Consider the following 24,465-nt stretch of genomic DNA (forward strand, 5'->3'; position numbering starts at 1 on the left):
CCTCCGCCTTGCAGCTGCACGCACCAGACCCCGCTCGGGTCAGCCGAAAGGCACCGCCGCCCCAGGCCGACCTGATCCGAAAGAAAGGACCTAGTGGGCGCTGCCCGAGGTGGCCGGTGGGAGTTCCACCTGGACGCCCGGGTCGCCGCTGTCGGCCGTGTAGTCGTCCGGGCTGGTCTCGTCGACGCCGTCGGGGGCCTTCACGGCCCGCAGGACGAGCGTCAGGACCACGGTGACCAGAACGTTCAGGACGAACGCCGTCAGGCCGATGTAGCCGATCTCGCCGATGCCCGGGATCTCCTTGGCGTTGCCGCCGAAGTGCCTCTGGGACGGCGAGGCGATGCCGTACGCGGCGGCCGTGCCGTACACCATGCCGACCGCCCAGCCGGCCAGCAGCGCCCAGCGGTGGAACCAGCGGGTGAACAGGCCGCCGACCAGGGCCGGGAAGGTCTGCAGGATCCAGATCCCGCCCAGCAGCTGGAAGTTGATGGCCACCGTCTTGTCCATGGTGAGGACGAAGACCAGCGCGCCGACCTTCACCAGCAGCGACACCAGCTTCGAGACGCGCGTCTCCTGCTCCGCCGTGGCGTCCGGCTTGATGAAGTCCTTGTAGATGTTGCGGGTGAACAGGTTGGCCGCCGCGATGGACATGATCGCCGCCGGTACCAGCGCGCCGATGCCGATCGCCGCGAAGGCGACGCCCGCGAACCAGTCCGGGAACATGTCCTCGAACAGCTGCGGGATCGCCAGCTGGCCGTTGGTCACCTTCACCCCGGCCGCGATCGCCATGAAGCCCAGCAGCGCCAGCAGGCCCAGCATCAGGGAGTACAGCGGCAGGATCGTGGTGTTGCGGCGGATCACCTCACGGCTCCTGGACGACAGGGTCGCGGTGATCGAGTGCGGGTACATGAACAGCGCCAGCGCGGAGCCCAGCGCCAGTGTGGCGTAGGTCCACTGCTTGGCCTCCGGCGGGGCGAGCGCGCCGCGGGGACTCCTGGTCGCCGGGTCGACCACGCTGAACGCGTGGCCCGCCTTGGCGAAGATGTCGTCGAACCCGCCCAGTTTGATCGGGATGTAGATGATCGCCACCAGGATGACGATGTAGATCAGCGTGTCCTTGACGAACGCGATCAGCGCGGGGGCGCGCAGACCGGAGGAGTACGTGTACGCGGCCAGCACACCGAAGGCGATGAGCAGCGGCAGGTCCTTCACGAACCAGTTGGTGTTCTCGCCGCCGCCGACGCCCATCACGTCCAGCACCGCCTGGATGCCGACCAGTTGGAGCGCGATGTACGGCATGGTCGCCAGGATGCCGGTCACCGCCACCGCCAGCGACAGGCCCTTCGAGCCGAACCGGCCGCGCACGAAGTCGGAGGTGGTGACGTACCCGTGCCGGTGCGAGACCGACCACAGGCGCGGCAGGAAGGTGAAGATCAGCGGGTACACCAGGATCGTGTACGGCACCGCGAAGAACCCGGACGCGCCCGCCGCGTAGATCGCCGCCGGTACGGCGACGAAGGTGTACGCCGTGTACAGGTCGCCGCCGAGCAGGAACCAGGTGATCCAGGTGCCGAAGGACCGGCCGCCCAGGCCCCATTCGTCCAGGGAGTGCTCGTTCTCGGCCCTGCGCCAGCGCGCGGCCAGGAAGCCCATGACCGTGACGGCCAGGAAGAAGAAGACGAAGACGCCGAGCGCGACGCCGTTGACGCCGTCCTTCACTTCGCCGCACCCCCGTCCGCGCGCTCGCGGGAGCGCTGGTCACGCTGCCAGAGCCGGTACGCCAGCACGGTCAGCGCGGAGGAGACGGGCACCCAGAGCATCTGGTACCAGTAGAAGAACGGGATCCCGATGAACGCGGGCTCCGTCCTGGCGTACGAGCCGACCCACAGCATCGCCACGAAGGGCGCGACGAGACACAGGCCGATGATCACCCGGACCGGCGTCACCACCGGTGGTCTCACTTCAGGCGTTTCGGACATGCCACGGCTCCGTCCCCTCGCTGATCACCTGGGTAATGCGCAGGCAATCTAGGTGACGCCGCCGTGGGAGTGGAAGACCTCGTCCGCATGTCGGTATCCCGATTCGGCGAACGCGCGGGGCGGTTACTCCACGGGCCGCTTCAGCCTGGCCACGAACTTGTACCGGTCACCGCGGTACACCGAGCGCACCCACTCCACCGGCCGGCCCCCGCGGTCCAGCGAGTGGCGGGAGAGCATCAGCATCGGCAGGCCCACGTCGGTGCCGAGCAGACCCGCCTCGCGCGGGGTGGCCAGGGAGGTCTCGATGGTCTCCTCGGCCTCGGCGAGGTGGACGTCGTAGACCTCGGCGAGCGCGGTGTACAGCGAGGTGTACTTCGCCAGCGAGCGCCTGAGCGCCGGGAAGCGCTTGGCGGACAGGTGGGTGGTCTCGATCGCCATCGGCTCGCCGTTGGCCATCCGCAGCCGTTCGATGCGCAGCACGCGTCCGCCGGGGGTGATGTCGAGCAGCTCCGCGAGCCGGTCGTCGGCGGTGACGTACCCGATGTCCAGCAGCTGCGAGGTCGGCTCCAGGCCCTGGGCGCGCATGTCCTCCGTGTAGGAGGTCAGCTGGAGCGCCTGGGAGACCTTGGGCTTGGCCACGAAGGTGCCCTTGCCCTGGATGCGCTCCAGCCGGCCCTCCACCACCAGCTCCTGCAGGGCCTGGCGCACGGTGGTGCGGGAGGTGTCGAACTCGGCGGCCAGCGTGCGCTCCGGCGGGACCGGCGTGCCCGGCGCCTGGGTCTCCGTCATGTCGAGCAGGTGCTTCTTCAAGCGGTAGTACTTGGGCACGCGCGCGGTACGGGTGGTGCCGGCCTCGTTCTCCGCACTGCTGACGTCGGTGCTCATGCTCCGCCTTCCCGGCTCCGGATGCCGAAAGCGACCGACATCCCCATCGGCCACGGCTCACATCGTGGCACGGGATGTCGTGTCAGCACTCCACCCCGCACGCTCCGTGATCCTTCTGTATACCGTCGCACCCGTTGTTGGTCTAGTCCACCGGGCGAGCGCGCTCCCCGCGCCCCGGTGGTGGTCAGATCCCCTGCCACTCCGGCTTGTTGGCGTACGTGTGCCGGAAGTAGCCGGCGAGCTTCAGCTTGGCCGCCGCGGCCTCGTCGACGACCACCGTGGCGTGCGGATGCAGCTGGAGCGCCGAGGCGGGGCACACGGCGGCCACCGGGCCCTCGACGGTCGCGGCGACCGCGTCCGCCTTGCCCTCGCCGGTCGCCAGCAGCACCAGGTGCCGGGCCTCCAGGATCGTCCCGATGCCCTGGGTGATGACGTGGTGCGGGACCTGCTCGATGTCGCCGTCGAAGAAGCGGGCGTTGTCGATCCGGGTCTGCTCGGTCAGCGTCTTGATCCGGGTGCGTGAGGCGAGCGAGGAGCACGGCTCGTTGAACCCGATGTGCCCGTCGGTCCCGATGCCGAGCAGCTGGAGGTCCACCCCGCCGGCCTCGGCGAGCGCGCGGTCGTACGCCTCGCAGGCCGCCTGGACGTCCTCGGCCGTGCCGTCCGGGCCCAGGAAGGCGTCCATGCTCGTCCCGAGCGGCTCCAGCACCTCGCGGCGCAGCACCGAGCGGTAGGACTCGGGGTGGTCCGCGGGCAGCCCCACGTACTCGTCGAGCTGCGCTATCCGCGCCCGCGAGGCGTCCACCGCGCCGGAGCGCACCTTGGCGGTCAGCGCCTGGTAGACGGGCAGCGGGGTGGAGCCGGTGGCCACGCCGAGCAGGGCGTCGGGCTTGCGTCGCAGCAGCTGGGCCATGGCCTCGGCGATCAGCTCGCCGCCCGCGGCGGCGTCCGGAACGATGACGACTTCCACGCTGGACCTGCCGTTCTGGAGAGGGCTCTGTGCGTCTCTATGTGGTTTAGACCAATCTAACAGAACCGGCATTCCCGGCGGGGCCCACGGCCGGCTTCCACCGCCCACGGGGAGGGATGGCAAGCGCTCGCGGAAATTGCCGTGGCCATCCGGTCCCACGACCGGCCCGGGCGGGCTAGGCTGCGTGGCATCGCGTGCCGTCGCACCCTTCCGCGCGGGACGCCTTCACGTCATGGACAGGCGCTCGTGGTCCAGTCCACAATCGAGTACGACGAGAATCGAGTACGACAAGCCTCCGCCTTCCCCGCACAGGAAGGCGGATCGAGGAACCGGCGCTCTCTGCCCTGACTGCCCCGGTTCCTCGGCCTTCGGCCGACCGGGACCGCACACCCCGCGGCCGATGATGCTCCGGGCTGCGGTGCCGGGAGGGTTGAGGGTCCCTTCCAGGCGCCGCGGCCCGCGGGTGTTTTTCGGCCACCCGCGAGGCCCCGGGTACGCTCGCAGACGTGCCCTCCATGAACGAACTCGTACGCCAGCACACCGCACTCGACGACTCCGACCTCGAGTGGCTCCACCTGCTGGTCTCGGAGTGGCAACTGCTCTCCGACCTCTCCTTCGCCGACCTGGTGCTGTGGGTGCCCACCCGGGACGGCACCCGGTACGTCTCGGTCGCCCAGATGCGGCCCAACACCGGCCCGACCTCCTACCAGGACGACATGGTCGGCCACCTCGTCCCGCGCGGCCGGCGGCCCATGCTGGACGCGGCCCTGGACGAGGGCCGGATCGTGCGCGAGGGCGACCCGGAGTGGCGCGAAGAGGTCCCCGTGCGGGTCGAGTCCATCCCCGTACGACGTGAGGGCCGCGTCCTCGGTGTGATCGCCCGGAACACCAACCTGCTCACCGTGCGCACCCCGAGCCGCCTGGAGCTGACCTACCTCCAGAGCGCCTCCGACCTGGCGCAGATGATCGCGGCCGGCTCCTTCCCCTTCCCCGACCAGCAGGTCGACATGGACGCCTCCCCGCGCGTCGGCGACGGCCTGATCCGGCTGGACGCGGACGGCGTCGTCCAGTACGCCTCCCCGAACGCCCTGTCCGCCTACCACCGGCTCGGCCTCGCCTCCGACCTGGTCGGCCAACACCTCGGGCACACCACCGCCGAACTCGCCCCGACCCGCGGGCCGGTGGACGAGGCGCTCGCCAAGGTGGCCAGCGGCTGGGCGCCGCGCGAGTTCGAGATCGAGGCCCACGACGGCGTCATCCAGTTCCGGGCCATCCCGCTCAAGCCCAAGGGGACCCGCATCGGTTCGCTGGTGCTGCTCCGGGACGTCACCGAACTGCGACGCCGCGAACGCGAGTTGATCACCAAGGACGCCACCATCCGGGAGATCCACCACCGGGTGAAGAACAACCTCCAGACGGTCGCCGCGCTGCTGCGGCTCCAGGCCCGGCGCATCGAGTCCGAGCGCGGCCGGGAGGCGCTGGAGGAGGCGGTCCGCCGGGTCGGCTCCATCGCCATCGTCCACGAGACGCTGTCCCAGAACCTGGACGAGCGGGTGGAGTTCGACGACATCGCCGACCGGGTGCTCGCCATGGTCGCCGAGATCTCCCCGGGCAAGGTGACCGGCCGGCGCAGCGGACGGTTCGGCATACTCGACGCCGAGGTCGCCACCCCGCTGTCCATGGTCCTCACCGAGATCCTGCAGAACGCGCTGGAGCACGGCTTCCGCGAGGGCGACACCGGCACGGTCGAGGTCTCCGCGGTCCGGGGCGGCACCACCAAGGAGGCCCGGCTGCTGGTCACCGTCCAGGACGACGGCGTCGGCCTGCCCGAGGGCTTCGACCCGCACCGCTCGGGCAACCTCGGTCTGCAGATCGTCCGCACCCTGGTCGAGGGCGAGTTGGGCGGTACGTTCGACATGGTGCCGGCGCCGGGGCGGGGCACCCGGGTGATCCTCGACATCCCGGTGCGCGCACAGAAGTGAGCCGACGGGCGCACGGGGGTGCGGGGGTGTGCGGGCACAGCAAAAAGCCCCGGACCGCCGTTGGTCCGAGGCTGATGCTCGTTGATGTACTGCGCGCTGCGGCTCGGGGGCGGGAGATGCGTACGTGCTGTGCGCGCCGCCAAGCTCAGGCTGTCAGCAGGGGTGGGTATGTCAGGCGGAGGCCTGACGAGCCCGGTTGCGAGCGGCGCGGCGCTTCATGGCGCGGCGCTCGTCCTCGCTGAGACCACCCCAGACGCCGGAGTCCTGACCGGACTCGAGCGCCCACTGCAGACACTGCTCGATCACCGGGCAGCGACGGCAGACGGCCTTGGCTTCCTCGATCTGCAGCAGCGCAGGACCGGTGTTGCCGATGGGGAAGAAGAGCTCGGGGTCTTCCTCGCGGCAAACGGCGTTGTGACGCCAGTCCATGGCTGCTACCTCTCCTTGGTATTACGTGCAAGTTGCTTGTGAATGTGAACGCTTTCACGAATCCCTCAACAAGTGAAGGGCCGACTGCCGAGTCTTCACCCGGCGTGGTCCTGTGATTGAAGAGGGGTTCCGGTGATCAGTGGAGGCCGATGTTGCGGGCCGTCCCGATCGCCACGTAGAGACTCGCAAACCTCAGCGGCGGATACAACCCCTTCCGGAAAGTTTTTTTTGATTCCTCGGTGTCGACTAGGTCACAGCCGTACTTCCATGGGGTGGATCCTGGCCTAAACGTTCGAGTGAAAGGACTTTCGCCCGTTCCGCTCACACAATCACACGCAGTGCACGGCGTACGCCTGTGAACGTCACGCTGGTACGCAGCCCCAGGTGGTCACCGTCCATCTGCAGGGGCAGAGGCGCCTTCGAATGCAAGGTGAACTGGTCCAGGTCGTGCAGCGAGAGGGCATGCCTGCCCTGCGGTCCCCGCTCGGGGGACGAAGTGAGCAACTGGGTGCCATACCGGGCAACCGCGGCGGTCGACAGGCGGCTGAGACCGAGCACGTCGATACCGGTGTCGAACGACGCCTTAGGCGACGTATACATGGGGCGATTGCCGAGATACGTCCACGGGGACGTGTTCGAGACTATGGCGGCGACGAGATCCTCGACCGGGTCCGCGCCGGGCCGTTCCAGCGTGATCGTGCCGTGCCGGCGGTTCGGATCACCGAGGAACTGCCGGACCACCTGGCGGACGTAGAGCGCGTGCGTCGACTTCTTCCCGCGCTCGCGCTGCTGCTCGACCCGGCCCACCACGCCCGCGTCGAACCCGAGCCCGGCGTTGAACGTGAACCAGCGGGCCGGCACCGCCTCGTCCTCGGTGCCCGGCGTGCCCGAGGTCAGCCCGAGCCCGACGAGCCGTTCGCCGCCCTCGCGCAGCGCGTCCAGCAGGGCGCCGGTGGCCTCGACGGGATCGTTGGGCAGCCCCAGGGCGCGGGCGAAGACGTTCGTGGAACCACCGGGGACGACGGCGAGGCCGGGGAGGCGGTCCGGCGCGGGACCGGCGTGCAGGAGGCCGTTGACCACCTCGTTGACCGTGCCGTCGCCGCCGAGGGCCACCACCAGGTCGATGTCGTCGCTCTCCGCGGCCTGCCGGCCCAGGTCGCGGGCGTGGCCGCGGTACTCGGTGGTGACCGCCTCCAGCTTCATCTCGCTCGCCAGCGCGTGGATCAACACATCGCGTCCGCGTGCGCTTGTGGTGGTTGCCGCCGGATTGACCACGAGGAGTGCACGCATGCATGGCAGCGTACCTACTGGGGGGTACAGGGCCCAGACCGAGGTAGGGATCCGGTAAGAGGCCGGGGCGTGAGCCTGGACACCCGCCGGCGCGGGGCACGGCCGCGCGCCGGCGGGGGCGGGCTACCCTGCTGGGGTGAGCAGTCAGCAGAACCCCGCCCCGGACACCGCCGAACCCGTCCCGGCCGCGCAGCCCCGCCCGCGCCGGCTGACGTACGCGGCGGCGCTGGCCGCGCTGGAGGGCACCGCCCTGCTGGCCGGCGGCCTGTGGGTGCTGGTCCTCGGACTCACCGGCGCCCCGGACGACCGGCAGCAGGCCGTGACCCTCGGGATCACCCTCGCCGTGCTCGCGCTGCTGCCGCTGCTCGCCGCGCGCGGTCTGCTGCTGCTCCGGAGCTGGAGCCGGGGCCCCGCGGTGATCACCCAGATCATGGCCCTCCCGGTGGCCTACAACCTGCTCCAGGCCGACAGCGTGGCCGTCCCGGCCGGCATCGTCCTCGCGGTGGTCGCCGTGGCGGCGCTGGTGCTCCTCGTCAACGGCGAGACGACCCGGGCCCTCGGGATCAGGGGACCGGGCCGGACCGAGTAGCCACCGGACCGAGTGCCGGGCGGGTGGCTCCTGGGTGCCGAGCAGCCACCCGCTCTGTGCTCACTCGCGGGCGCTCACTCCTGGGCGCTCACTCCTCGACGAGGAGCTTCTCCCGCAGCTGGGCCAGCGTGCGGGCCAGCAGCCGGGAGACGTGCATCTGCGAGATGCCGACCTCCTGCGCGATCTGCGACTGGGTCATGTTCCCGAAGAAGCGCAGCAGCAGGATCCGCTTCTCGCGCGGAGGCAGGTCCTCCAGCAGCGGCTTGAGGGACTCGCGGTACTCCACGCCCTCCAGCGCCTCGTCCTCGGCGCCCAGGGTGTCGGCGACCGCCGGCGACTCGTCGTCGGTGTCGGGGACGTCCAGGGACAGCGTGGAGTACGCGTTCGCGGACTCCAGGCCCTCCAGGACCTCCTCCTCGGAGATGGCGAGCTTCTCGGCCAGCTCGTGCACCGTCGGGGAGCGGCCGTGCAGCTGGGACAGCTCGGCCGTCGCGGTGGTCAGCGACAGCCGCAGCTCCTGGAGCCGGCGCGGCACCCGGACCGCCCAGCCCTTGTCCCGGAAGTGGCGCTTGATCTCGCCGACCACGGTCGGGGTGGCGTACGTGGAGAACTCCACGCCCCGCTCGGGGTCGAACCGGTCGACGGACTTGATCAGGCCGATCGTGGCGACCTGGGTCAGGTCGTCCAGCGGCTCGCCGCGGTTGCGGAATCGGCGCGCCAGGTGCTCCACGAGCGGCAGGTGCATCCGGACCAGCTGGTTGCGCAGCTCCGCGTACTCCGCGCTGCCCGCGTTCAGCTTGCGCAGCTCCACGAACATCGCCCGCGCCCCGCTGCGGTCCTGCGGGCCGTGCGGTACGGCCCGCACGGCCTCCGCGCCCGGCGCCTCTTCCTCGGCGTCCCGCTCGTGCTCGCTCATCGTCCCGCCCGTAGCCCTTCCCCGAGCCGTGGCCTCCGCGCGGACACCGGGGGCGGCGCCGTCGCGTGCCTCGGGTGGCGTGCCCTGCGGGGCACCGTCACCCTCGACCCGCGCGGAGTCGTCCTCCGGGTGCGGCCTGGCCTGCTCGGGGATGCCGTCGATGCCGTCCGCCATGCGCCGGGAACCCTCCCGGGGACCCGCCCCGGAGGTCTCGGCGCCGCCCGACCAGGAGGCACCCCCGTCCCCGGTCGGCAGCTCGCGCGTGCCGCGCTCTTCGTCCCGCACCGGCCCGTCCCCGTTCCTCACGCCGGCCCAGGGCCGGCGCCACGCTGTTTGTAGAGGCTGATCGACACCGTCTTGTCCTCGTCCACGGCGGAGGAGACCTTCCCCGCGAGGGCCGACAGCACGGTCCAGGCGAAGGTGTCCCGCGAGGGGGCGTGGCCGTCCGTGGTCGGCGCCGACACCGTGACCTCCAGCGAGTCGTCCACGAGCCGGAAGACACAACTGAGCACCGAGCCGGGCACGGCCTGCTGGAGCAGGATCGCGCAGGCCTCGTCCACGGCGATGCGCAGGTCCTCGATCTCGTCCAGGGTGAAGTCCAAGCGGGCCGCCAGACCGGCCGTGGCCGTCCGCAGCACCGACAGGTAGGCACCCGCAGCCGGCAGCCGGACTTCCACGAAGTCCTGGTTCGCCGCGGACTCGCCTGCGATCTGGGACACCCTCACCTCCATGGTGGTACAAGCTTTACGGGGCCGAGGGTCGCCCCCCGGGGTAACGCGTACATGGTTCAAGCGGTGACGCTATCGCGCTCCGAACATTCCTGTCCCGGGACCCCAACCCCCTGGCGTCACTCACAGTAAAGCTGTGGATACGCTCCGTGTCTAGAGGGTTTGCGGGCCCAAAAGGGAAGAGCGCGCGCCGGGTTGACGTACCCAGACGTCAGACACTCGAACCGTCGTGCGGCAGCCGCCGCATGCAGTGTCACACGAGAACCCCGTAGGACGGGAACGCCGGACGGAAACGCCGTCCTGGAACGGTCGGCCGGGAACGCGGCCGGACCGAACGCTCAGACGAGCACGTGGTCCACGAAGCACCACCGCCAGTCCTCGCCGGGCTCGAAGGTCCGCATCACCGGGTGACCGGAGTTCGCGTGGTGCTCCGTCGCGTGCCGCCCCGGCGAGGAGTCGCAGCAGCCGACGTGGCCACAGGTCAGGCACAGCCGCAGCTGCACCGGGTGGGTGCCGTCGCGCAGGCACTCGGGACAGGTCTCGGCGAGGGGGTCCGGCTCCGGGTGCGGCAGCGCGTCGGCGTGCGTGCACTGTTTCATGATTGCCAGATTACGACGGGTGTGCGGGTGGCCGCGCGGAAGACGAGGGTGGGCGAGGACCATGGACGTGATGCCCCTGCTGTTGCTGGTGGCGGGCAGTGCGGCGGTGGCGGCGGCGGCCCGGCGCACTCCCGCGCCGGCGCCCCTGCTGCTGGTCGCGGTCGGACTGCTGGTCTCGTACATCCCCGGTGTGCCGTCGTACACCCTCGATCCGCACATCGTCCTGCCGCTGCTGCTGCCCCCGCTGCTGTACACCTCCGCGAGCGACAGCTCCTACCTCGACCTGCGGGCGCAGCTGCGGCCGGTGGCGCTGCTCTCCGTCGGGTACGTGCTGTTCGCGACCGTCGTCGTCGGCTGGGCCGCCTATCTGCTGGTCCCCGGGCTGCCGCTGACCGCGGCGCTGGTGCTGGGCGCGGTGGTGGCGCCGCCGGACGCGGTGGCCGCGACCGCGGTCGCGCGCCGGGTCGGACTGCCCTCCCGGATCACCACCATCCTCCAGGGCGAGTCCCTGCTGAACGACGCCACGGCGATCACCGCCTACAAGGTGGCCCTCGGCGCCGCCGTCGGGGAGGGGGCCACCTGGGCGGGCGGCATCGGCGAGTTCGCGCTGGCCGCGGTCGGCGGTGTCGGCATCGGCCTCGTCCTCATGGCGCCCCTGCACTGGCTGCGCACGCACCTGACCGAGCCCCTGCTGCAGAACACGCTCTCGCTGCTGATCCCGTTCGTCGCCTACGGGGTCGCCGAACAGGCGCACGCCTCCGGGGTGCTCGCGGTCGTGGTCGTCGCCCTCTACCTCGGCCACCGCGCGTGGGAGGTCGATTTCGCCACCCGGCTCCAGGAGGAGGCGGTGTGGAAGATGGTCGCCTTCGTCCTGGAGTCCGCGGTGTTCGCCCTGATCGGCCTCCAGCTGCCGATCGTCCTCAAGCGGCTCGGCGAGTACGAGGGCGCCTCCGCCGCCTGGTACGCGGTCGCCGTCTTCCTGGTCGTGGTGGTGGCCCGGTTCGTCTGGGTCTACCCGGCCACCTTCCTGCCCAGGCTGTTGTCGGCACGCATCAGGGAGCGCGAGGACAACCCGACCTGGCGGGGCGCGATGGTCACCTCGTGGGCCGGGATGCGCGGGGTCGTCTCGCTGGCCATCGCCTTCGCCATCCCGTCGACCATGGCCGCCGGCCCCCGCAACCTGATCCTCTTCCTGACCTTCAGCACCGTCATCGGCACCCTCGTCGTCCAGGGCGTGACGCTGCCGCCGCTGATCCGGCTGCTGAAATTCCCCGGCCGCGACCGGCAGGCCGAGACGCTCGCCGAGGCCAACGCCCAGGCGCAGGCCTCGCGGGCCGCCGAGAGCCGGCTGGACGCACTCCTCTCCGACGAGCGCAACGCCCTGCCGCCGCCGCTCGCCGACCGGCTGCGCACGGTCCTGGAGCGCCGCCGCAACGCCGTCTGGGAGCGGCTCGGCCAGGTCAACCCGGTCACGGGCGAGTCCGTGGACGACACCTACCGCCGGCTGTCCGGCGAGATGATCAGCGCCGAGCGCGAGGTCTTCGTCAGGCTGCGCGACCTGCGCTACATCGACGACGAGATGCTGCGCGCGCTGCTGCGCCGCCTGGACCTGGAGGAGGCGGCGGCCTACCGGGAGGCCGGCTAGGTCCTGCCCTTCGGAGCAGGCGGGCTTCGGGACGGCCGGAAGGGAGGGCCTAGCCCGTGGTGGCCGTCCCGGGCTCCGGGAACGGCCGTCCCGTGACGACGGCGGCGATCGCCGTCCCGCGCGCGAAGGCGCCCTCCCGCGCCAGAGCGGCGAGCCCGTACAGCATCTTGGCGACATAGAGACGTTCCACGGGCAGTCCGTGGCGCTGCTCGAAGTCCTGTGCGAACGCCTCCAGTTCCGGGGTGGTTCGGGCGTAACCCCCGCAGTGGAAGCGGTCGTCCAGGGACCAGGCGCCGGTACGGCCGCCGAAGGCACGTTCCTGCAGCTCCTGTACGCCGGCTTCCAGGAAGCCGCCCTTCAGCACCGGTACGCCCAGCGCGCGCTGGCCGGCCGCCAGCCCGGCGGCGAGGCCCGCGAGGGTGCCGCCGGTGCCGCAGGCGACCGCGACGACATCCGCGTGCCCGCGCAGCTCCGCGCCGAGGCCGCGGCAGCCGCGGACCGCCTCGGCGTTGCTGCCGCCTTCGGGCACGACGTACGCGTCCTCGGCACCGGCCGCGCGCAGGACCCGGGCCAGGGTCTCCGGCTCGGACTTGCGGCGGTATGTCGATCTGTCGACGAAGTGCAGCCGCATGCCGTCGGCCGCGCACCGGGCCAGGGACGGGTTGAGCGGGCGGTCGGCCAGCTCCTGGCCGCGGACCACACCCGTGGTCGGCAGACCCAGCAGGCGTCCCGCGGCGGCGGTGGCCCGCAGGTGGTTGGAGTACGCCCCGCCAAAGGTGACCAGCGGGCGTCCGGCGGCCGCCGCGAGGTTCGGCACGAGTTTGCGCCACTTGTTGCCGATGAGGTCGGGGTGGATCAGGTCGTCGCGCTTGAGCAGCAGCCGGAGACCGTGGCGCTCGAACCGTGCGTCGCGGATGTCGTGCAGGGGGGAGTGCGGCCGGGGGCCGAGCGGGTCCGGGCTGGTCACCGCTCCATTGTCGCCCCCGGGCGCCACCTTCCGGCGCCCGCCCTACTGCTTGAGCCGCTCCCGCACCCGCTCCCTGAGCCACGCCATCGAGAAGCCCCGCGGATCCACCTTCCCGGGCTGCCACTCCAGGTGGCCGATGACCGACCGCTCCGTCCACCCGTGGTGGCGGCACAGCGCCGCTGCGGCCCGTTCGACCGCCTCCAGCTGTGCCGGCGGCCACGGGTCCTCCCCGTCGCCGAGGTTCTCGCACTCGAAGCCGTAGAAGTGCCGGTTGCCGTCGGTGTTCGCCTCGTTGTCCGGCGGCAGCCCCTTCTCGGCGATCACCGCGCGCAGCACCTCGTCGTCGCCGAGACCGGCGTGGTTGGCGCGGCCGTAGCCGACCAGGTGGACCGTGCCGTCCTTGGTGATCACACCGTGGCACAGCGGCCCCGGCAGGTCCCCGGTGCCCTCGCGGCACAACTCCACCGTCGCCGCACTGCCACGGGTCACCGTGTGGTGGATCATCACGCCGTGCACCGGCCCCCAGGGCCCCTTGTGGTTGCGGTTGTGGTGCGGCCAGTCGCCGACCTCGGCGACCGTGACGCCCTCCGCCCTGAGCGCGTCCAGGAATCCGCTCGCCGACATGGGTGAGGCCATGCGCGACTCCTTCGTACCGTTCCCCTCCGGCCGCCGATCGCGGCCGGACGTCCTGCCAGGTTCTATCGAAACCGGACGTCACCGGACACATCGTTCGTATGGTGTGCGAGCCGATCCGGACAACCGCAAAGGCCGCGCGAGCCGGGGCGAGGTCCCTCGTTGTGCCCACTAATCAGATGATCCATTCCCGCTCTTTCGGGTTATGGCGCCATCACGGCCGGTGCTGGAACGCTCGAAGGTGAAACCGGTGCCCGTGCGATCCGGCACCGGGCATACATGGGAGGCATATCTCTATGTCGGTAGGCGAAGAGGTCCGCACGGATCAGGGCAGGCCGCAGCAGTCCCTCGGGACGGCGGCTGCGCGGAACCTGGCCACCACCACCAAGTCCGTCCCGCAGATGCAGGAGATCAGCTCGCGCTGGCTGCTCCGCACGCTGCCCTGGGTCGACGTCCAAGGCGGCACCTACCGGGTGAACAGGCGGCTGACCTATGCCGTCGGCGACGGCCGGATCACCTTTGTGAAGACCGGGGACCAGGTCGAGGTCATCCCCCAGGAGCTGGGCGAGCTGCCGGCCCTGCGGTCGTACGAGGACGAGGAGGTGCTGACGGAGCTGGCCCGGCGCTGCCGCCAGCGCGACTTCGCGGCCGGTGAGGTGATCGCCGATTTCGGCAACCGCACGGACGAGGTCTACCTGCTCGCCCACGGCCGCGTGGAGAAGATCGGCGCGGGGCCCTACGGCGACGACGCGGTGCTCGGCGTCCTCGCCGACGGCGCCTACTTCGGCGACCAGGCGCTGCTCGACCCGGAGGCGATCTGGGAGCACACCGTCCGCGCGGACACCCCGACCACCGTGCTGATCCTCAGCCGCCAGGACTTCGAGCAGGTCGCCGAGCGCGCCGACTCGCTGCGCGCCCACCTGGAGCAGCTGCGTGCGATCCCCGAGCAGCGGACCAACAAGTACGGCGAGAAGGAGGTCGAGCTGGCGTCCGGCCACTCCGGCGAGCCCGACATCCCGCACACCTTCGTGGACTACGAGCCACGGCCCCGCGAGTACGAACTCAGCATCGCCCAGACCGTCCTGCGCATCCACAGCCGCGTGGCCGACCTCTACAACCAGCCGATGAACCAGACCGAGCAGCAGCTGCGGCTCACGGTCGAGGCGCTGAAGGAGCGCCAGGAGCACGAGCTGGTCAACAACCCGGAGTTCGGCCTGCTCAGCAACTGCGAGTACGACCAGCGGATCCAGCCGCACGACGGTGTGCCCAGCCCGGACGATCTGGACGAGCTGCTCAGCCGCCGCCGGGGTACCAAGCTGCTCCTGGCCCACCCGCGCGCGATCGCCGCGTTCGGGCGGGAGCTGAACAAGCGGGGACTGGTCCCGGAGACCCTCGACATCTCCGGCAACCGCATCCCCACCTGGCGCGGGGTGCCGATCTACCCGTGCAACAAGATCCCGATCAGCGAGGCCCGTACGACCTCCATCATCGCGATGCGTACCGGCGAGGCCGACCAGGGTGTCATCGGCCTCAGGCAGTCCGGCATCCCGGACGAGATCGAGCCGAGCCTGTCCGTCCGGTTCATGGGCATCAACGAACAGGCCATCATCAAGTACCTGGTGACGGCGTACTACTCGGCCGCCGTCCTGGTGCCCGACGCGCTCGGCGTGCTGGAGAACGTCGAGATCGGCCGGTGGAGGTGACGTCTGCGCATGTCACGGCCGTGTCCCCGGCCGCCGGCGCGGGCAGGCCCCCGGGGCCCGCGTCCGGCGGGGCCGACGGCACCGGGCCTTGCGGACCCGGCGAGGGGGAGGCAGGGCCGAGTTCATGACGGAGACCGAGGAGCGTTCCTCCGCCGTGCCGCGTCCCGGCACGGCGGAGGAACCGGGGGAGCGGGCCGGAGAGACCGCCGGACCGCTCGATCCGCAGGAGGCGACGGCACAGCTGGTGCGCACCCGGGCGCTGGTCGACCCGGTGCTGCGCGCGGCCGTGGAGTCGCTGCCCGGCACCATGCGCCGGGTCGGGCTGTACCACTTCGGCTGGCAGCACGCCGACGGCAGCCCGGCGGAGGACAACGCGGGCAAGGCGATCAGACCGGCGCTGGTGCTGGCGGCCGCCGACGCGCTCGGCGGGCCGGCGGCCCGGACCGCGGCCGTGCGGGCGGCGACCGCGGTCGAACTGGTCCACAACTTCACACTGGTGCACGACGACGTGATGGACCGGGACACCACCCGCCGGCACCGGCCGACGGTCTGGAGCGTGTTCGGCGTCCCCGACGCGGTCCTCGCCGGGGACGCCCTCCAGGCGCTGGCCCTCCGGCTGCTCGCCGAGGACCCGCACCCGGCCGCCGCCCCGGCCGCGGCCCGGCTCGCGGCCTGTGTCGTGGAGTTGTGCGAGGGCCAGCACACCGACACGGACCTGGAGCGGCGCCCACCGGAGGCGGTCACCCTGGAGGAGGTGCTCGCCATGGCGGAGGCCAAGACCGGCGCCCTGCTGGGCTGCGCCTGCGCGATCGGCGCGCTGTACGCGGGCGCGGGCGAGGAGGAGGTGGCCGCGCTGGACGGCTTCGGCCGCCAGGCCGGGCTCGCCTTCCAGCTGATCGACGACGTCATCGGCATATGGGGAGACCCGCGGCACACCGGCAAGCCGGCCGGCGCGGATCTCGCCGCCCGCAAGAAGTCCCTGCCGGTCGTGGCGGCGCTGACCACCGGCACCCCGGCGGCGGCCGAACTCGCCGCGCTGTACGGGAAGCCGTACCCGGGGCAGAAGGCGGCGGACGGGGAGATCGCGCGTACGGCGCTGGCGGTGGAGCGGGCCGGTGGCCGGGACTGGGCGCAGGCCGAGGCGGCCGACCGGATGGCCCGGGCCATGCAGGAGCTGGCCCGCGCGGTCCCCGAGCCCGAGGCGGCGGGCGGTCTGCTGGCGCTCGCCGAGTTCGTGACCCGGCGCACCAGCTGAGGCCGCCCGGCCCCGCGCACCAGCTGAGGGCCGTCCGACCCGGCGGCCGGTAAGGCCCCGGAGTCCCCGGTCCGTGCGGCTCCTGACCCCGCACGGACACCGGGGGCTCCGGCCAGGCGGCCCCGCACATTCCCACCGTGTGCGGGGCCACGTACGGCAGCGAGCGCCGAGGCGGCCCCCGGCCTACGCTGAGGACATGGACAGCGACGAACACGCCTGTCCCGTCTGCGGACAGCCCGTCGGGACGGTCGTCAAGCGGCACAAGACGCTGGGCGCCTGGGTGCCGGTCTGGAGCCCCGGTCCGTGCCGCAACGCCGACTGCGCGCGGTTCGACGCGGCCGACCGGCCCGCCGGCCCCGGCCGGGAGAACCCGTCGGCGGCCGGCTCCGGGAACAGCGCCGGCTGAGAGCGGGCGGTCCCGTCACGGAGACGGCCGGGGGACGCCGTAGCGTGGGCGCATGCCGAAACTGCCGTACATCCTCCACATCACCGAGCGCTCCCTGTGGGAGGCGGCGCGCGAGCGGGGCACCTACGAGGTGTCCACCCGGGGCCGCACCCTCCAAGAGGAGGGCTTCATCCACTTCTCCACCCGCGACCAGCTCCCGACCGTCGCCGGCTTCCTCTACGGCGGTTACGACGGCCCGGACGAGTTGGTCGTCCTGGTGGTGGACCCGGCCCTGGTCGGCGTGCCCGTGAAGTTCGAGCCGGCCGAGCCGGGCGGGGAGGAGTTCCCGCACGTGTACGGGCCGGTGCCGGTCGAGGCCGTGGTGGACGTGGAGACCTGGGGATGAGGCGACCGTAGGACCCTGACGCGGGGGCTATCCGACGGGGGTCCGGCGGGCGGTGCCGGCCGGCAGTCCGCCCGTCTCCGGGTCGCGGCCGGTCAGGCAGTACGTGCCGCCGGCCGGGTCGCGCATCACCGTCCAGTGGGCGCCCTCGTGCACGACTACGGCGCCCAGCTCCTCGTGCCGGGCGCGGACGGCCGCGAAGTCCGCGCAGGCGAGGTCGAGGTGGGCGGAGGCCGGGCGCTCCTCGTCCAGCCGCTGGAGCAGCAGCCGTACCGGGAAGCCCGCCGGCGGTCGCAGCACGGTGAACTCCGGCCGGGAGCCGGCCTGTTGCTCCCACCCGGTCAGTGCGGCCCAGAACGCGGACTCGGCGTCGTACCGGGACGGCGGGATGTCGAGGCACACCTGGTCCAGGCGGCTGCCGGACACCACCGGCGGCCGTACCGTCTCCCCGTGCCAGGGCACGGCACAGAACAACTGCCCGGCGGGAGAGCGCAGTACGGCCCAGTCGCCGTGGTCCGCCACCAGGCCGGCGCCGAGCCCCCGGGCGAGCGCGACCACGTCCCGTACGTCCTCGGCGCACAGGTCGATGTGGGCGCCGCCGTCGCCCCCGGTGACGCCCTGGAGCTTCACGCTCGGGTCCGTCCCCTCGGGCAGCAGCGTCACGAACTCGCCGTCGTCACCACGGAACGCCGACAGCCGGCTACCGGTGACGGCCGTCCAGAAGGCGCACGCCTCGGCGAGGCGAGCGGCGGGGCGGTCGGCGAAGGCGTAGGTCCAGCGGATCGTCATCCGGGGAGTGTAGGGGCGCTGCTGGGGGCTCAACCAGGGGTTTCTTGGGAGTCCGGCCGGGATCTCAGCCGGTGGGGCGTTCGATGAAGCGGAGCTGGTTGCCCGCCGGGTCCCGGAAGGCGCAGTCGCGGACCCCGTACGGCTGGTCCATCGGCTCCTGGAGGACAGAGGCGCCGGACTCCCGTACCCGCGCGTACAGCGCGTCGCAGTCCGGCGTGGTGAAGATGACCCCGCGCAGCAGACCCTTGGCGAGGAGTTCGTTGAGCGCCTGCTTGTCCCCGGGGGAGGCGTCCGGGCTCGCGTCCGGCGGCTCCAGGACGATCTCGACGTCCGGCTGGAGCGGGGAACCCAGGGTCACCCAGCGCATCCCCTCGAAGCCGACGTCGTTGCGGATCTCCAGGCCGAGCACGTCGCGGTAGAAGGCGATGGCCTTGTCGTGATCGTCCACGGCGAGGAAGCACTGCGCGAGTTTCACGTCCATGAACCCACCCTAGGACCGGCGGGGCCACCGCGCCTCAGCACGGGCCGCGCCTCGGTACGGGCCCGCGCCTCGGCACGGGGCCCGGGTCTTGGGACGGGCTTGCGCCTCGGTACGGGCCGCGCCTCAGTACGGACCGAGGCCTCGGTACGGGGCCCGCGCCTCGGTACGGGCCGCGCCTCAGTACGGGCGCCGCCGCGGCCGGGTCAGCCGGCGGGCCACACAGGGCGGGATCGCCGCGCTCTCCTCGTGGTCCCGGGCGCGGTAGGCGCTCGGTGTCTCGCCGACCAGCTCGGTGAAGCGGGAACTGAAGGAACCGAGGGAGGTACAGCCGACGGCGAGGCACACCTCGGTCACGCTCAGGTCGCCCCGGCGCAGCAGCACCTTGGCCCGCTCGATGCGCCGGGTCATCAGATAACCGTACGGCGTCTCCCCGAACGCCTTGCGGAAGCTGCGCTGGAAGTGCCCCGGGGACATCAGGGCGTCCCGGGCCAGCTCGGTCATGTCGAGCGGCTCGGCGTACTCACGGTCCATACGGTCCCGCACCCGCCGCAACCGCCTCAGATCCTCCAGGGTGCTCACCCGGCCAGCTTCGCACAGGGTTTCCGTCCGGAGACCGGGGAAAGCTCAGTATCCTCGAAGGGGCCGGCCGTCACGGGCCGGCGGGGGTTCACGACTGTCTAGGGGGACTCGTGATCGACCTGTCCGACATGATCCGCACGCTGCGGCACGAGTTGAACACCGCGCTCCGGGACGGCGAGGGCGATCCCGTCCGGTTCGAGCTCGGGCCGGTGGAGATCGAGACGACCGTCGCCGTGGAGCGGGAGGCGGGGGTGGGCGGCAAGGTGCGCTTCTGGGTCGTGACGGCGGAGACCGAGGCCAGGCTCGCCGGCTCCCGGACGCAGAAGATCACGCTCACCCTGCAGCCCAAGGTCGTAGCGGACGACGGTGTTCCCACCACGGCACTGATCTCCGGCGGCGCGCTCCCCGGTGAGCGTTGACGGGCGGCTCGGCGGGCGGCGCCGGGCTCCAGAGGGAACGGGTCGCCCAGATCATCGTGGAACCGCCGGAGGACGGGCAGCAGGGTGAGAAGCGGACCGGGCCGTCCCGCGGATCGGGCTACCTCGTCGCGGCGGCGACGGTCCTCACCGCGGCGCACGTCGTCCGCGACGCGGCCCGACTGCGGGTGTGGCTGCCGTCCGACCGGCCTGAAGGACGCGAGTTCGCGGTCGGCGTGACCTGGCGGGACGACGGCATAGACGTCGCCGTTCTCACCCTGCTGGCGCCTGACCGCGCGCGGATCGAGGTGGTCCCCACACCGCTGGGCCGGGTCGGCGAGCACGACCGGGCGCTGCCGTGCAGCGCGGTCGGCTACCCGCTGTACAAGATCCGCGACGACCCGGCCGGCAGGTACCGCGACGCCGCGCACCTGCACGACGCCGTCTGCGCGCCCCTGTCCAACAGCCGGGGCGGCACCCTGGAGCTGACCGTCCCCACCCCTCCGGCCGACCTCGGCCCCGGGCGGTCGCCCTGGGAGGGCATGTCGGGGGCCGCGGTGTTCAGCGGTGGCCGGATCGTCGGCGTCATCGGCAGGCACCACTCTTGGGAAGGGCCGGGCCGGCTGGACGCCGGGCACGTCGGCCGGTGGGCCGACCTGCTCACCCGGGAGGAGAACGGCCACGGCGGCGGGGAGGACGCGCCGGCCCGGCTCCGCCGCCTGGAGTCCCTGCTGCGACAGCGACTGCGACCCGCCGACCTGCCGGACGTGGTGCCGCAGGCCGCCGGACCCGGGCGGCTCCCGCGGGGCATCCGCACCCACGGCCAGGTGGTCGCCCGCAGTGTCCACGGCAAGAAGTACCTGACGGACGATCAGCTGCCCTTCGTACGGCCACGCGACGGGCGGCACCAGGCCGACCCCTCACAGCTGTGGGGCCGGCTGTCGGGAGGTTCCCCGCAGGCCGTGCGCGGCATCGTGCTCGTCGGCCAGGCGGGCACGGGCAAGACCCGCACCTGCTTCGAGGTGGCGGCCGAGGCCGAACGGGCGGGCTGGCACATCCTGCACGTCACCGTGGGCGCGGCGGTGACGGCCGAGGACATCGTCGACGCGGTGCGCGCGGTGCCCGGCGGCCGCGTGCTGCTCGTCTTCGACTACCTCGACACCTATGCGCAGCTGAACCTGGCACAGCTCGCCAACGACCTGGAGGAGCTCCAGGCGTGGGAGGCGCCGGACACGCGCGTCGCGTGCGTGGCCTCCGTACGACCGGGTGCCCTCCCCGCCCTCGAACGGCAGAATCCGGGCGTGCGCCGCGTCTTCTCCCCGCCGGTGGAGGTCTGCCAGGACGAGGACCACCGGCGGGCCGTCGCCGACCGCATCCTGGACAGCGTCGCCCGCGGGGCGATGTCCCGGTTCGGCGAGGCGAACGTCAGGGCGCTGTGCGTGCGGCGGCACGTCCCGGCCGTGGTGCTGATGGAGGGCCAGAAGGTCGAGGCGGCCGCGCGCGAGGGCGTGACGCTGCAACAGCTCCGCCACGGTGCCGGGCGCAACGAGGACACCCCGCTGGCGGTGTGGACACGGCAGCGCTCGGAGGCGGACCTCGCCACCTTCCCCGGCGAGGCCGAGACGACGCGGCTTGCCTCGGCCGTGGTGGCGGCGGCCTGCCCGCAGGACCGGCGGGCCGTCGAGGAGGCCGTCCAATACCTCCTGGACCACCACGACGGGCCCGCCCCCGCAACGGGCGCCGTAGGAGTGATCGACGGCCTGCTGCACCGGGGATGGCTGGTCGAGTCCGACGCCGAGACCGGCGAGATCGACGTCATGCACGACTTCTTCGGCGACGAGTACCTGCGCCAGGCCTGCTTCCGGGACGACTGGTTCCGGGCCGAGACGCTCAAGGAGCTGCTCTCCGCCTTCCTCGTCGGCACGCGCACCCTGCACCTGGCCGCGGGCCATGTCCGCCGCTGGGTGACCGACCTCGAAGAGGATCGGCGGACCCAGGTCCGCACCATCTGCGACCGCTGGCTCGACGCGCACGCCGAATCCCTCGGCGAGCGGCTGGTCACCGGCACGGGACGGGCCGAGGCCGGCGCCATCCTGCTGACCCTGCTGACCGGCCCACCGTGGCAGACCGGCGCCGTCGCCGCCTGGGACCGGCTGGTGGCGCCGTGGCTGCGTGTCACCGAGACCGAGGCGCCGGACCTCGTCCGCAACCTGTTCGCCGCCGCGATCCGCAACACGGCCGACGCCGTTCCCGAGCCGCTGGCCGCCGCGGCCGTGGCCTGGCTACGGCAGAACCGCGACGCGCCCGAGGCCCGTACCGTCGCCGAGGCCCTGGCCAGGGCGGACGGCCTGCCCGACGCCTGGCGCACCGACGGCGTGGCCGAGGCGGTCGAGTGGCTCGCCACCCAGAGCGTCTCGCCCCGCAACCGGCCCGTCTTCGCGGCACTGCTCGACCGGGAGGACCTCACCGCGAAGGTACGGGGCCGGGTTCTGGACCTGGGCATGCTCGGCATCCGCCGGCACCTCCCCGCGCCGGCCACGGCGTACGTGCTGCGGACGCTCCTCAACCTGCCGGACCTGAAAGGCGACCGGCTGAACCGTGCCGTCCGCCTGGCCCACCAGTGGCTCGCCGTCCACCCGGCACAGCCGAGGGCGTCGTACGTCCTGCGGTCCCTGCTCCTCCGGACGGAGATGGCCGCGCCGTGGCGCACGCGCAGCATCGACGCGGCGCTGGCCTGGGCCGAGGCCCAGGGAGCGGAGCCGGTCGCCAGCTACGTGCTGCGCAACGTGCTCGCTCACCCGGACCTGACGCCCACCGCCGCCGCCCGGGCGGTCGACAGCGCCCAGCAGTGGCTCACGGCCAACGGCACCCTGCACGACGCGTCCTTCGTACTCGGCCCGCTGCTCACGCTGTGCGGCCGGGAGCAGGACCAACACCCCGACCGGGCCACCGCGGCGGTGGACCGGGCCCTCGCGTGGCTCGACGAGGACGACAACGGTACGACCGAGGAGGCCGGCTATGTCCTCCGGCCGCTGCTCGACCAGCTCTCGCTCCCGCCGGAGACGGCCGAGTACGTCAACGAATGGGCCCTCGCCTGGCTCGGGGTCCACGGGGGGAGCGTGGAGGCCTGTTCCGTGCTGACGGGGGTGCTCGGCCTGCCCAGCGAGGAGCCGCACCAGCATGCACGGCTCGCCTGCGCGTTCGCCCTCGACTGGCTGGAGGACCACCGCACCACCCCGGACGCCTCCTACGTTCTGCGCCGCCTGCTCGGCCATCACGTGCTCCGGGGGGAGCGGGCGGAGGACGCGGCGGGACATGCGCTGGAGTGGTTGGATCAGCATGCCGTGGGGGGCGGTGCCGCGACGGGTGCGGGGCGTGACTCCGCGTCCGGCAGGGTGCCTGACTCCGCGTCCGGCACGGGGCCCGACACCCCGTCCGACATGGGCCCCGACACTCCGTCCGGCACGGCGCCCGGGACCCCGTCCCGCGCGGCGCACGACGACAAGCCCGAAGCCGACAAGCCCGAAGCCGTGTCGTTCGTGCTCAAGGCCCTGCTCGGCAAGCGGGACATCACTGCGGAGCAGACCAGGAAGGGCATCGGCATCGCCCTGGACTGGCTCGGACCTCGGCACACCGACGACACGGCGCGGTTCGTCCTCGGCGCCCTCCTGCAGCGCATGAGGAACACCGAGGACGAGCGGGTCACCGACTTCGCCCTGGCGTGGCTGGCTGGTGACCACGGCAGCGCCGTCCACGCCGCGCACGTCCTCGGCCCGCTGCTCGCCCGCGGAGTTCCGGACCCGGAACGGGCGAAGTGCCTCGTCCGTCACGCCACGCGCTGGCTGAAGGCTCACCACGTCACCCGGGAGGCCAGGTTCGTCGTATGGCCCCTGCTCGCCCAGCCCGGACTCGACGCCGACCAGCGCGGCCTGGCGGCGGAAGTCGCCCTGCGCCGGGTGAAGGGTCGCCCCGAGGAACTCGACCAGCGCCGCCTGCTGCGGCTCTCCCGGCTGGGCCCGTTGCCCCCCGAGTGCGGAGCCGCCATCGCCGACCACGTCCTCGCCCGGGGCGAGGACGCGGGGTATGCCCTGCTGCTGGCCGTCCTGCGGCGGCAGGACATCCGTCCCGACCAGGCCGAACGGCTGGCGGACCGCGCGGCGGAGTGGCTCGACGCCAACTCCAGTCCGGACCGGCGGTGTTACCTGTTGTGCGCCCTGCTGGAACGGACCGACCTCGATCCCGGCCGGTCCGAGCGGGCCGTCTCCCGGGCGCGGGCCTGGCTGGCGGACGGGGCCGGTTTCGTCTTCGCCGCCCGCCTCCTGGAACTGCTGCTCGCACGCCCCGACGCCGACTCGAACGACGGCCGACCCGGCCGCCCGACGACCGACCTCGCCCTGGACTGGCTCGGCACCCATCCCACGCACCGCAACGCCGGAGACGTCCTGCTGACGGCCCTGAACCGTCCCGGCCTGACGCCCGACCAGACACAGGCGTACGCGGCGTCCGCGCACCTCTGGTTAGCCTCCGCCGACCCGGCCGACGAGCGCGTCCCGCGCCTCCGGCGCCTGCTGCCACCGCGGGGGTAACCGGGGTTCAGCGGGAGCGGCGGCCGGCGGGGCCGGCTAAGCCACTCGCCCTGTCGACCACCCGGACCAAGGTCACCTGAACCGTCCCCTTCCTCCGTATCCCGGCCGCGCGCCGGGCAACAGCCAGTGGTACGCGGTTGTGGGGCGGGCAGTTCAAGGAATCGGGGGGCGGCTCGAGTGGGCGGGCGGGTTGCGCTCGGGCTCCGGCCCCGGGCGGTCTTGTCGGCCCGGGTGGGTGTGGCAGGGCCACCCTTCT

The 24,465-nt window shown here is 72.4% G+C and carries 23 protein-coding genes; 9 read left to right on the top strand and 14 right to left on the bottom strand.

Features of this window, described 5'->3' with window-relative positions:
- Nucleotides 1-90: 90 nt before the first annotated feature.
- From mctP to nagB, 4 genes are all read right to left on the bottom strand, one after another.
- Entirely contained in the window at nt 91-1,719 is a 1,629-nt protein-coding gene (gene mctP / locus ACZ3ZD_RS28580) for a monocarboxylate uptake permease MctP (protein ID WP_467403165.1), read from the bottom strand.
- Nucleotides 1,716-1,979, bottom strand: coding sequence for a DUF3311 domain-containing protein (locus tag ACZ3ZD_RS28585; RefSeq protein WP_467403169.1), 264 nt, complete (start codon nt 1,977-1,979; stop codon nt 1,716-1,718). Before ACZ3ZD_RS28585 ends, mctP begins: the two co-directional genes overlap by 4 nt.
- A 123-nt stretch (nt 1,980-2,102) precedes the next feature.
- Nucleotides 2,103-2,864: a GntR family transcriptional regulator gene (locus ACZ3ZD_RS28590; protein ID WP_467403172.1), complete on the bottom strand. Its 762-nt coding sequence runs from the start codon at nt 2,862-2,864 to the stop codon at nt 2,103-2,105.
- A 184-nt stretch (nt 2,865-3,048) separates the two neighbouring features.
- Entirely contained in the window at nt 3,049-3,834 is a 786-nt protein-coding gene (nagB, locus tag ACZ3ZD_RS28595) for a glucosamine-6-phosphate deaminase (protein ID WP_467403174.1), read from the bottom strand.
- A gap of 515 nt (nt 3,835-4,349) precedes the next feature.
- On the opposite strand from nagB, the gene ACZ3ZD_RS28600 reads away from it, so the two are divergent.
- Entirely contained in the window at nt 4,350-5,816 is a 1,467-nt protein-coding gene (locus tag ACZ3ZD_RS28600; protein ID WP_467403729.1) for a sensor histidine kinase, read from the top strand.
- A 171-nt stretch (nt 5,817-5,987) separates the two neighbouring features.
- Here the strand turns inward: ACZ3ZD_RS28600 and ACZ3ZD_RS28605 are convergent, their stop codons facing one another.
- A complete protein-coding gene (locus ACZ3ZD_RS28605; protein ID WP_003992873.1) occupies nt 5,988-6,245 on the bottom strand; it encodes a WhiB family transcriptional regulator in 258 nt (85 codons plus the stop codon).
- Between the two features lie 321 nt (nt 6,246-6,566).
- Nucleotides 6,567-7,535, bottom strand: a complete 969-nt coding sequence (locus ACZ3ZD_RS28610) for a diacylglycerol/lipid kinase family protein (protein WP_467403177.1) — start codon at nt 7,533-7,535, stop codon at nt 6,567-6,569.
- Nucleotides 7,536-7,671: 136 nt separating this feature from the next.
- Here ACZ3ZD_RS28610 and ACZ3ZD_RS28615 point away from each other — a divergent pair, with 136 nt between their 5' ends.
- The gene (locus ACZ3ZD_RS28615) at nt 7,672-8,124 is read left to right on the top strand and encodes a hypothetical protein (protein WP_467403180.1); all 453 of its coding nucleotides are present in this window, start codon (nt 7,672-7,674) and stop codon (nt 8,122-8,124) included.
- 88 nt (nt 8,125-8,212) lie between these two features.
- Here the strand turns inward: ACZ3ZD_RS28615 and ACZ3ZD_RS28620 are convergent, their stop codons facing one another.
- The 3 genes from ACZ3ZD_RS28620 to ACZ3ZD_RS28630 form a co-directional block, all read right to left on the bottom strand.
- Complete coding sequence (locus ACZ3ZD_RS28620) at nt 8,213-9,325, bottom strand: RNA polymerase sigma factor SigF (protein WP_467403183.1); 1,113 nt, start codon at nt 9,323-9,325, stop codon at nt 8,213-8,215.
- Between the two features lie 17 nt (nt 9,326-9,342).
- The gene (locus ACZ3ZD_RS28625; protein WP_467403186.1) at nt 9,343-9,759 is read right to left on the bottom strand and encodes an ATP-binding protein; all 417 of its coding nucleotides are present in this window, start codon (nt 9,757-9,759) and stop codon (nt 9,343-9,345) included.
- Between the two features lie 347 nt (nt 9,760-10,106).
- Nucleotides 10,107-10,367, bottom strand: coding sequence for a UBP-type zinc finger domain-containing protein (locus ACZ3ZD_RS28630; protein WP_467403189.1), 261 nt, complete (start codon nt 10,365-10,367; stop codon nt 10,107-10,109).
- Nucleotides 10,368-10,428: 61 nt separating this feature from the next.
- Here ACZ3ZD_RS28630 and ACZ3ZD_RS28635 point away from each other — a divergent pair, with 61 nt between their 5' ends.
- Nucleotides 10,429-12,012, top strand: coding sequence for a Na+/H+ antiporter (locus tag ACZ3ZD_RS28635; protein WP_467403191.1), 1,584 nt, complete (start codon nt 10,429-10,431; stop codon nt 12,010-12,012).
- A 49-nt stretch (nt 12,013-12,061) separates the two neighbouring features.
- On the opposite strand, the gene ACZ3ZD_RS28640 is transcribed toward ACZ3ZD_RS28635, so the two are convergent.
- Together ACZ3ZD_RS28640 and ACZ3ZD_RS28645 are read right to left on the bottom strand one after the other, a co-directional pair.
- Entirely contained in the window at nt 12,062-12,979 is a 918-nt protein-coding gene (locus ACZ3ZD_RS28640) for a 1-aminocyclopropane-1-carboxylate deaminase/D-cysteine desulfhydrase (protein ID WP_467403194.1), read from the bottom strand.
- A 42-nt stretch (nt 12,980-13,021) separates the two neighbouring features.
- Complete coding sequence (locus ACZ3ZD_RS28645; protein WP_467403198.1) at nt 13,022-13,615, bottom strand: N-acetylmuramoyl-L-alanine amidase; 594 nt, start codon at nt 13,613-13,615, stop codon at nt 13,022-13,024.
- 293 nt (nt 13,616-13,908) lie between these two features.
- Between ACZ3ZD_RS28645 and ACZ3ZD_RS28650 the strand changes: the two genes are divergently transcribed.
- From ACZ3ZD_RS28650 to ACZ3ZD_RS28665, 4 genes are all read left to right on the top strand, one after another.
- Nucleotides 13,909-15,315: a family 2B encapsulin nanocompartment shell protein gene (locus tag ACZ3ZD_RS28650; protein ID WP_467403200.1), complete on the top strand. Its 1,407-nt coding sequence runs from the start codon at nt 13,909-13,911 to the stop codon at nt 15,313-15,315.
- 124 nt (nt 15,316-15,439) lie between these two features.
- Nucleotides 15,440-16,570, top strand: coding sequence for a family 2 encapsulin nanocompartment cargo protein polyprenyl transferase (locus ACZ3ZD_RS28655; protein WP_467403202.1), 1,131 nt, complete (start codon nt 15,440-15,442; stop codon nt 16,568-16,570).
- 196 nt (nt 16,571-16,766) lie between these two features.
- Nucleotides 16,767-16,976 carry a hypothetical protein gene (locus tag ACZ3ZD_RS28660; RefSeq protein ID WP_467403205.1) on the top strand — a complete coding sequence of 70 codons (210 nt, stop codon included), beginning with the start codon at nt 16,767-16,769 and terminating at the stop codon, nt 16,974-16,976.
- A 52-nt stretch (nt 16,977-17,028) separates the two neighbouring features.
- Nucleotides 17,029-17,361 carry a DUF952 domain-containing protein gene (locus tag ACZ3ZD_RS28665; RefSeq protein WP_467403207.1) on the top strand — a complete coding sequence of 111 codons (333 nt, stop codon included), beginning with the start codon at nt 17,029-17,031 and terminating at the stop codon, nt 17,359-17,361.
- 27 nt (nt 17,362-17,388) lie between these two features.
- Here the strand turns inward: ACZ3ZD_RS28665 and ACZ3ZD_RS28670 are convergent, their stop codons facing one another.
- From ACZ3ZD_RS28670 to ACZ3ZD_RS28680, 3 genes are all read right to left on the bottom strand, one after another.
- Entirely contained in the window at nt 17,389-18,147 is a 759-nt protein-coding gene (locus ACZ3ZD_RS28670; RefSeq protein ID WP_467403210.1) for a VOC family protein, read from the bottom strand.
- A 64-nt stretch (nt 18,148-18,211) separates the two neighbouring features.
- Complete coding sequence (locus ACZ3ZD_RS28675) at nt 18,212-18,628, bottom strand: VOC family protein (RefSeq protein ID WP_467403212.1); 417 nt, start codon at nt 18,626-18,628, stop codon at nt 18,212-18,214.
- A 177-nt stretch (nt 18,629-18,805) separates the two neighbouring features.
- Nucleotides 18,806-19,207, bottom strand: coding sequence for a helix-turn-helix transcriptional regulator (locus ACZ3ZD_RS28680; RefSeq protein ID WP_467403216.1), 402 nt, complete (start codon nt 19,205-19,207; stop codon nt 18,806-18,808).
- A 110-nt stretch (nt 19,208-19,317) separates the two neighbouring features.
- Here ACZ3ZD_RS28680 and ACZ3ZD_RS28685 point away from each other — a divergent pair, with 110 nt between their 5' ends.
- Entirely contained in the window at nt 19,318-19,626 is a 309-nt protein-coding gene (locus ACZ3ZD_RS28685; RefSeq protein ID WP_467403218.1) for a trypco2 family protein, read from the top strand.
- Nucleotides 19,623-24,209, top strand: a complete 4,587-nt coding sequence (locus ACZ3ZD_RS28690) for a trypsin-like peptidase domain-containing protein (protein ID WP_467403221.1) — start codon at nt 19,623-19,625, stop codon at nt 24,207-24,209. Before ACZ3ZD_RS28685 ends, ACZ3ZD_RS28690 begins: the two co-directional genes overlap by 4 nt.
- Nucleotides 24,210-24,465 lie beyond the last annotated feature (256 nt).

The organism is Streptomyces sp. NPDC023481 (assembly GCF_055560195.1).

Coding starts and splice junctions, on each gene's coding strand:
- ACZ3ZD_RS28585 (WP_467403169.1), bottom strand. CDS start 1,979: ATGTCCGAAACGCCTGAAGTGAGACCACCGGTGGTGACGCCGGTCCGG.
- ACZ3ZD_RS28590 (WP_467403172.1), bottom strand. CDS start 2,864: ATGAGCACCGACGTCAGCAGTGCGGAGAACGAGGCCGGCACCACCCGT.
- ACZ3ZD_RS28600 (WP_467403729.1), top strand. CDS start 4,350: ATGAACGAACTCGTACGCCAGCACACCGCACTCGACGACTCCGACCTC.
- ACZ3ZD_RS28605 (WP_003992873.1), bottom strand. CDS start 6,245: ATGGACTGGCGTCACAACGCCGTTTGCCGCGAGGAAGACCCCGAGCTC.
- ACZ3ZD_RS28610 (WP_467403177.1), bottom strand. CDS start 7,535: ATGCGTGCACTCCTCGTGGTCAATCCGGCGGCAACCACCACAAGCGCA.
- ACZ3ZD_RS28630 (WP_467403189.1), bottom strand. CDS start 10,367: ATGAAACAGTGCACGCACGCCGACGCGCTGCCGCACCCGGAGCCGGAC.
- ACZ3ZD_RS28635 (WP_467403191.1), top strand. CDS start 10,429: ATGGACGTGATGCCCCTGCTGTTGCTGGTGGCGGGCAGTGCGGCGGTG.
- ACZ3ZD_RS28645 (WP_467403198.1), bottom strand. CDS start 13,615: ATGGCCTCACCCATGTCGGCGAGCGGATTCCTGGACGCGCTCAGGGCG.
- ACZ3ZD_RS28650 (WP_467403200.1), top strand. CDS start 13,909: ATGTCGGTAGGCGAAGAGGTCCGCACGGATCAGGGCAGGCCGCAGCAG.
- ACZ3ZD_RS28655 (WP_467403202.1), top strand. CDS start 15,440: ATGACGGAGACCGAGGAGCGTTCCTCCGCCGTGCCGCGTCCCGGCACG.
- ACZ3ZD_RS28660 (WP_467403205.1), top strand. CDS start 16,767: ATGGACAGCGACGAACACGCCTGTCCCGTCTGCGGACAGCCCGTCGGG.
- ACZ3ZD_RS28665 (WP_467403207.1), top strand. CDS start 17,029: ATGCCGAAACTGCCGTACATCCTCCACATCACCGAGCGCTCCCTGTGG.
- ACZ3ZD_RS28670 (WP_467403210.1), bottom strand. CDS start 18,147: ATGACGATCCGCTGGACCTACGCCTTCGCCGACCGCCCCGCCGCTCGC.
- ACZ3ZD_RS28675 (WP_467403212.1), bottom strand. CDS start 18,628: ATGGACGTGAAACTCGCGCAGTGCTTCCTCGCCGTGGACGATCACGAC.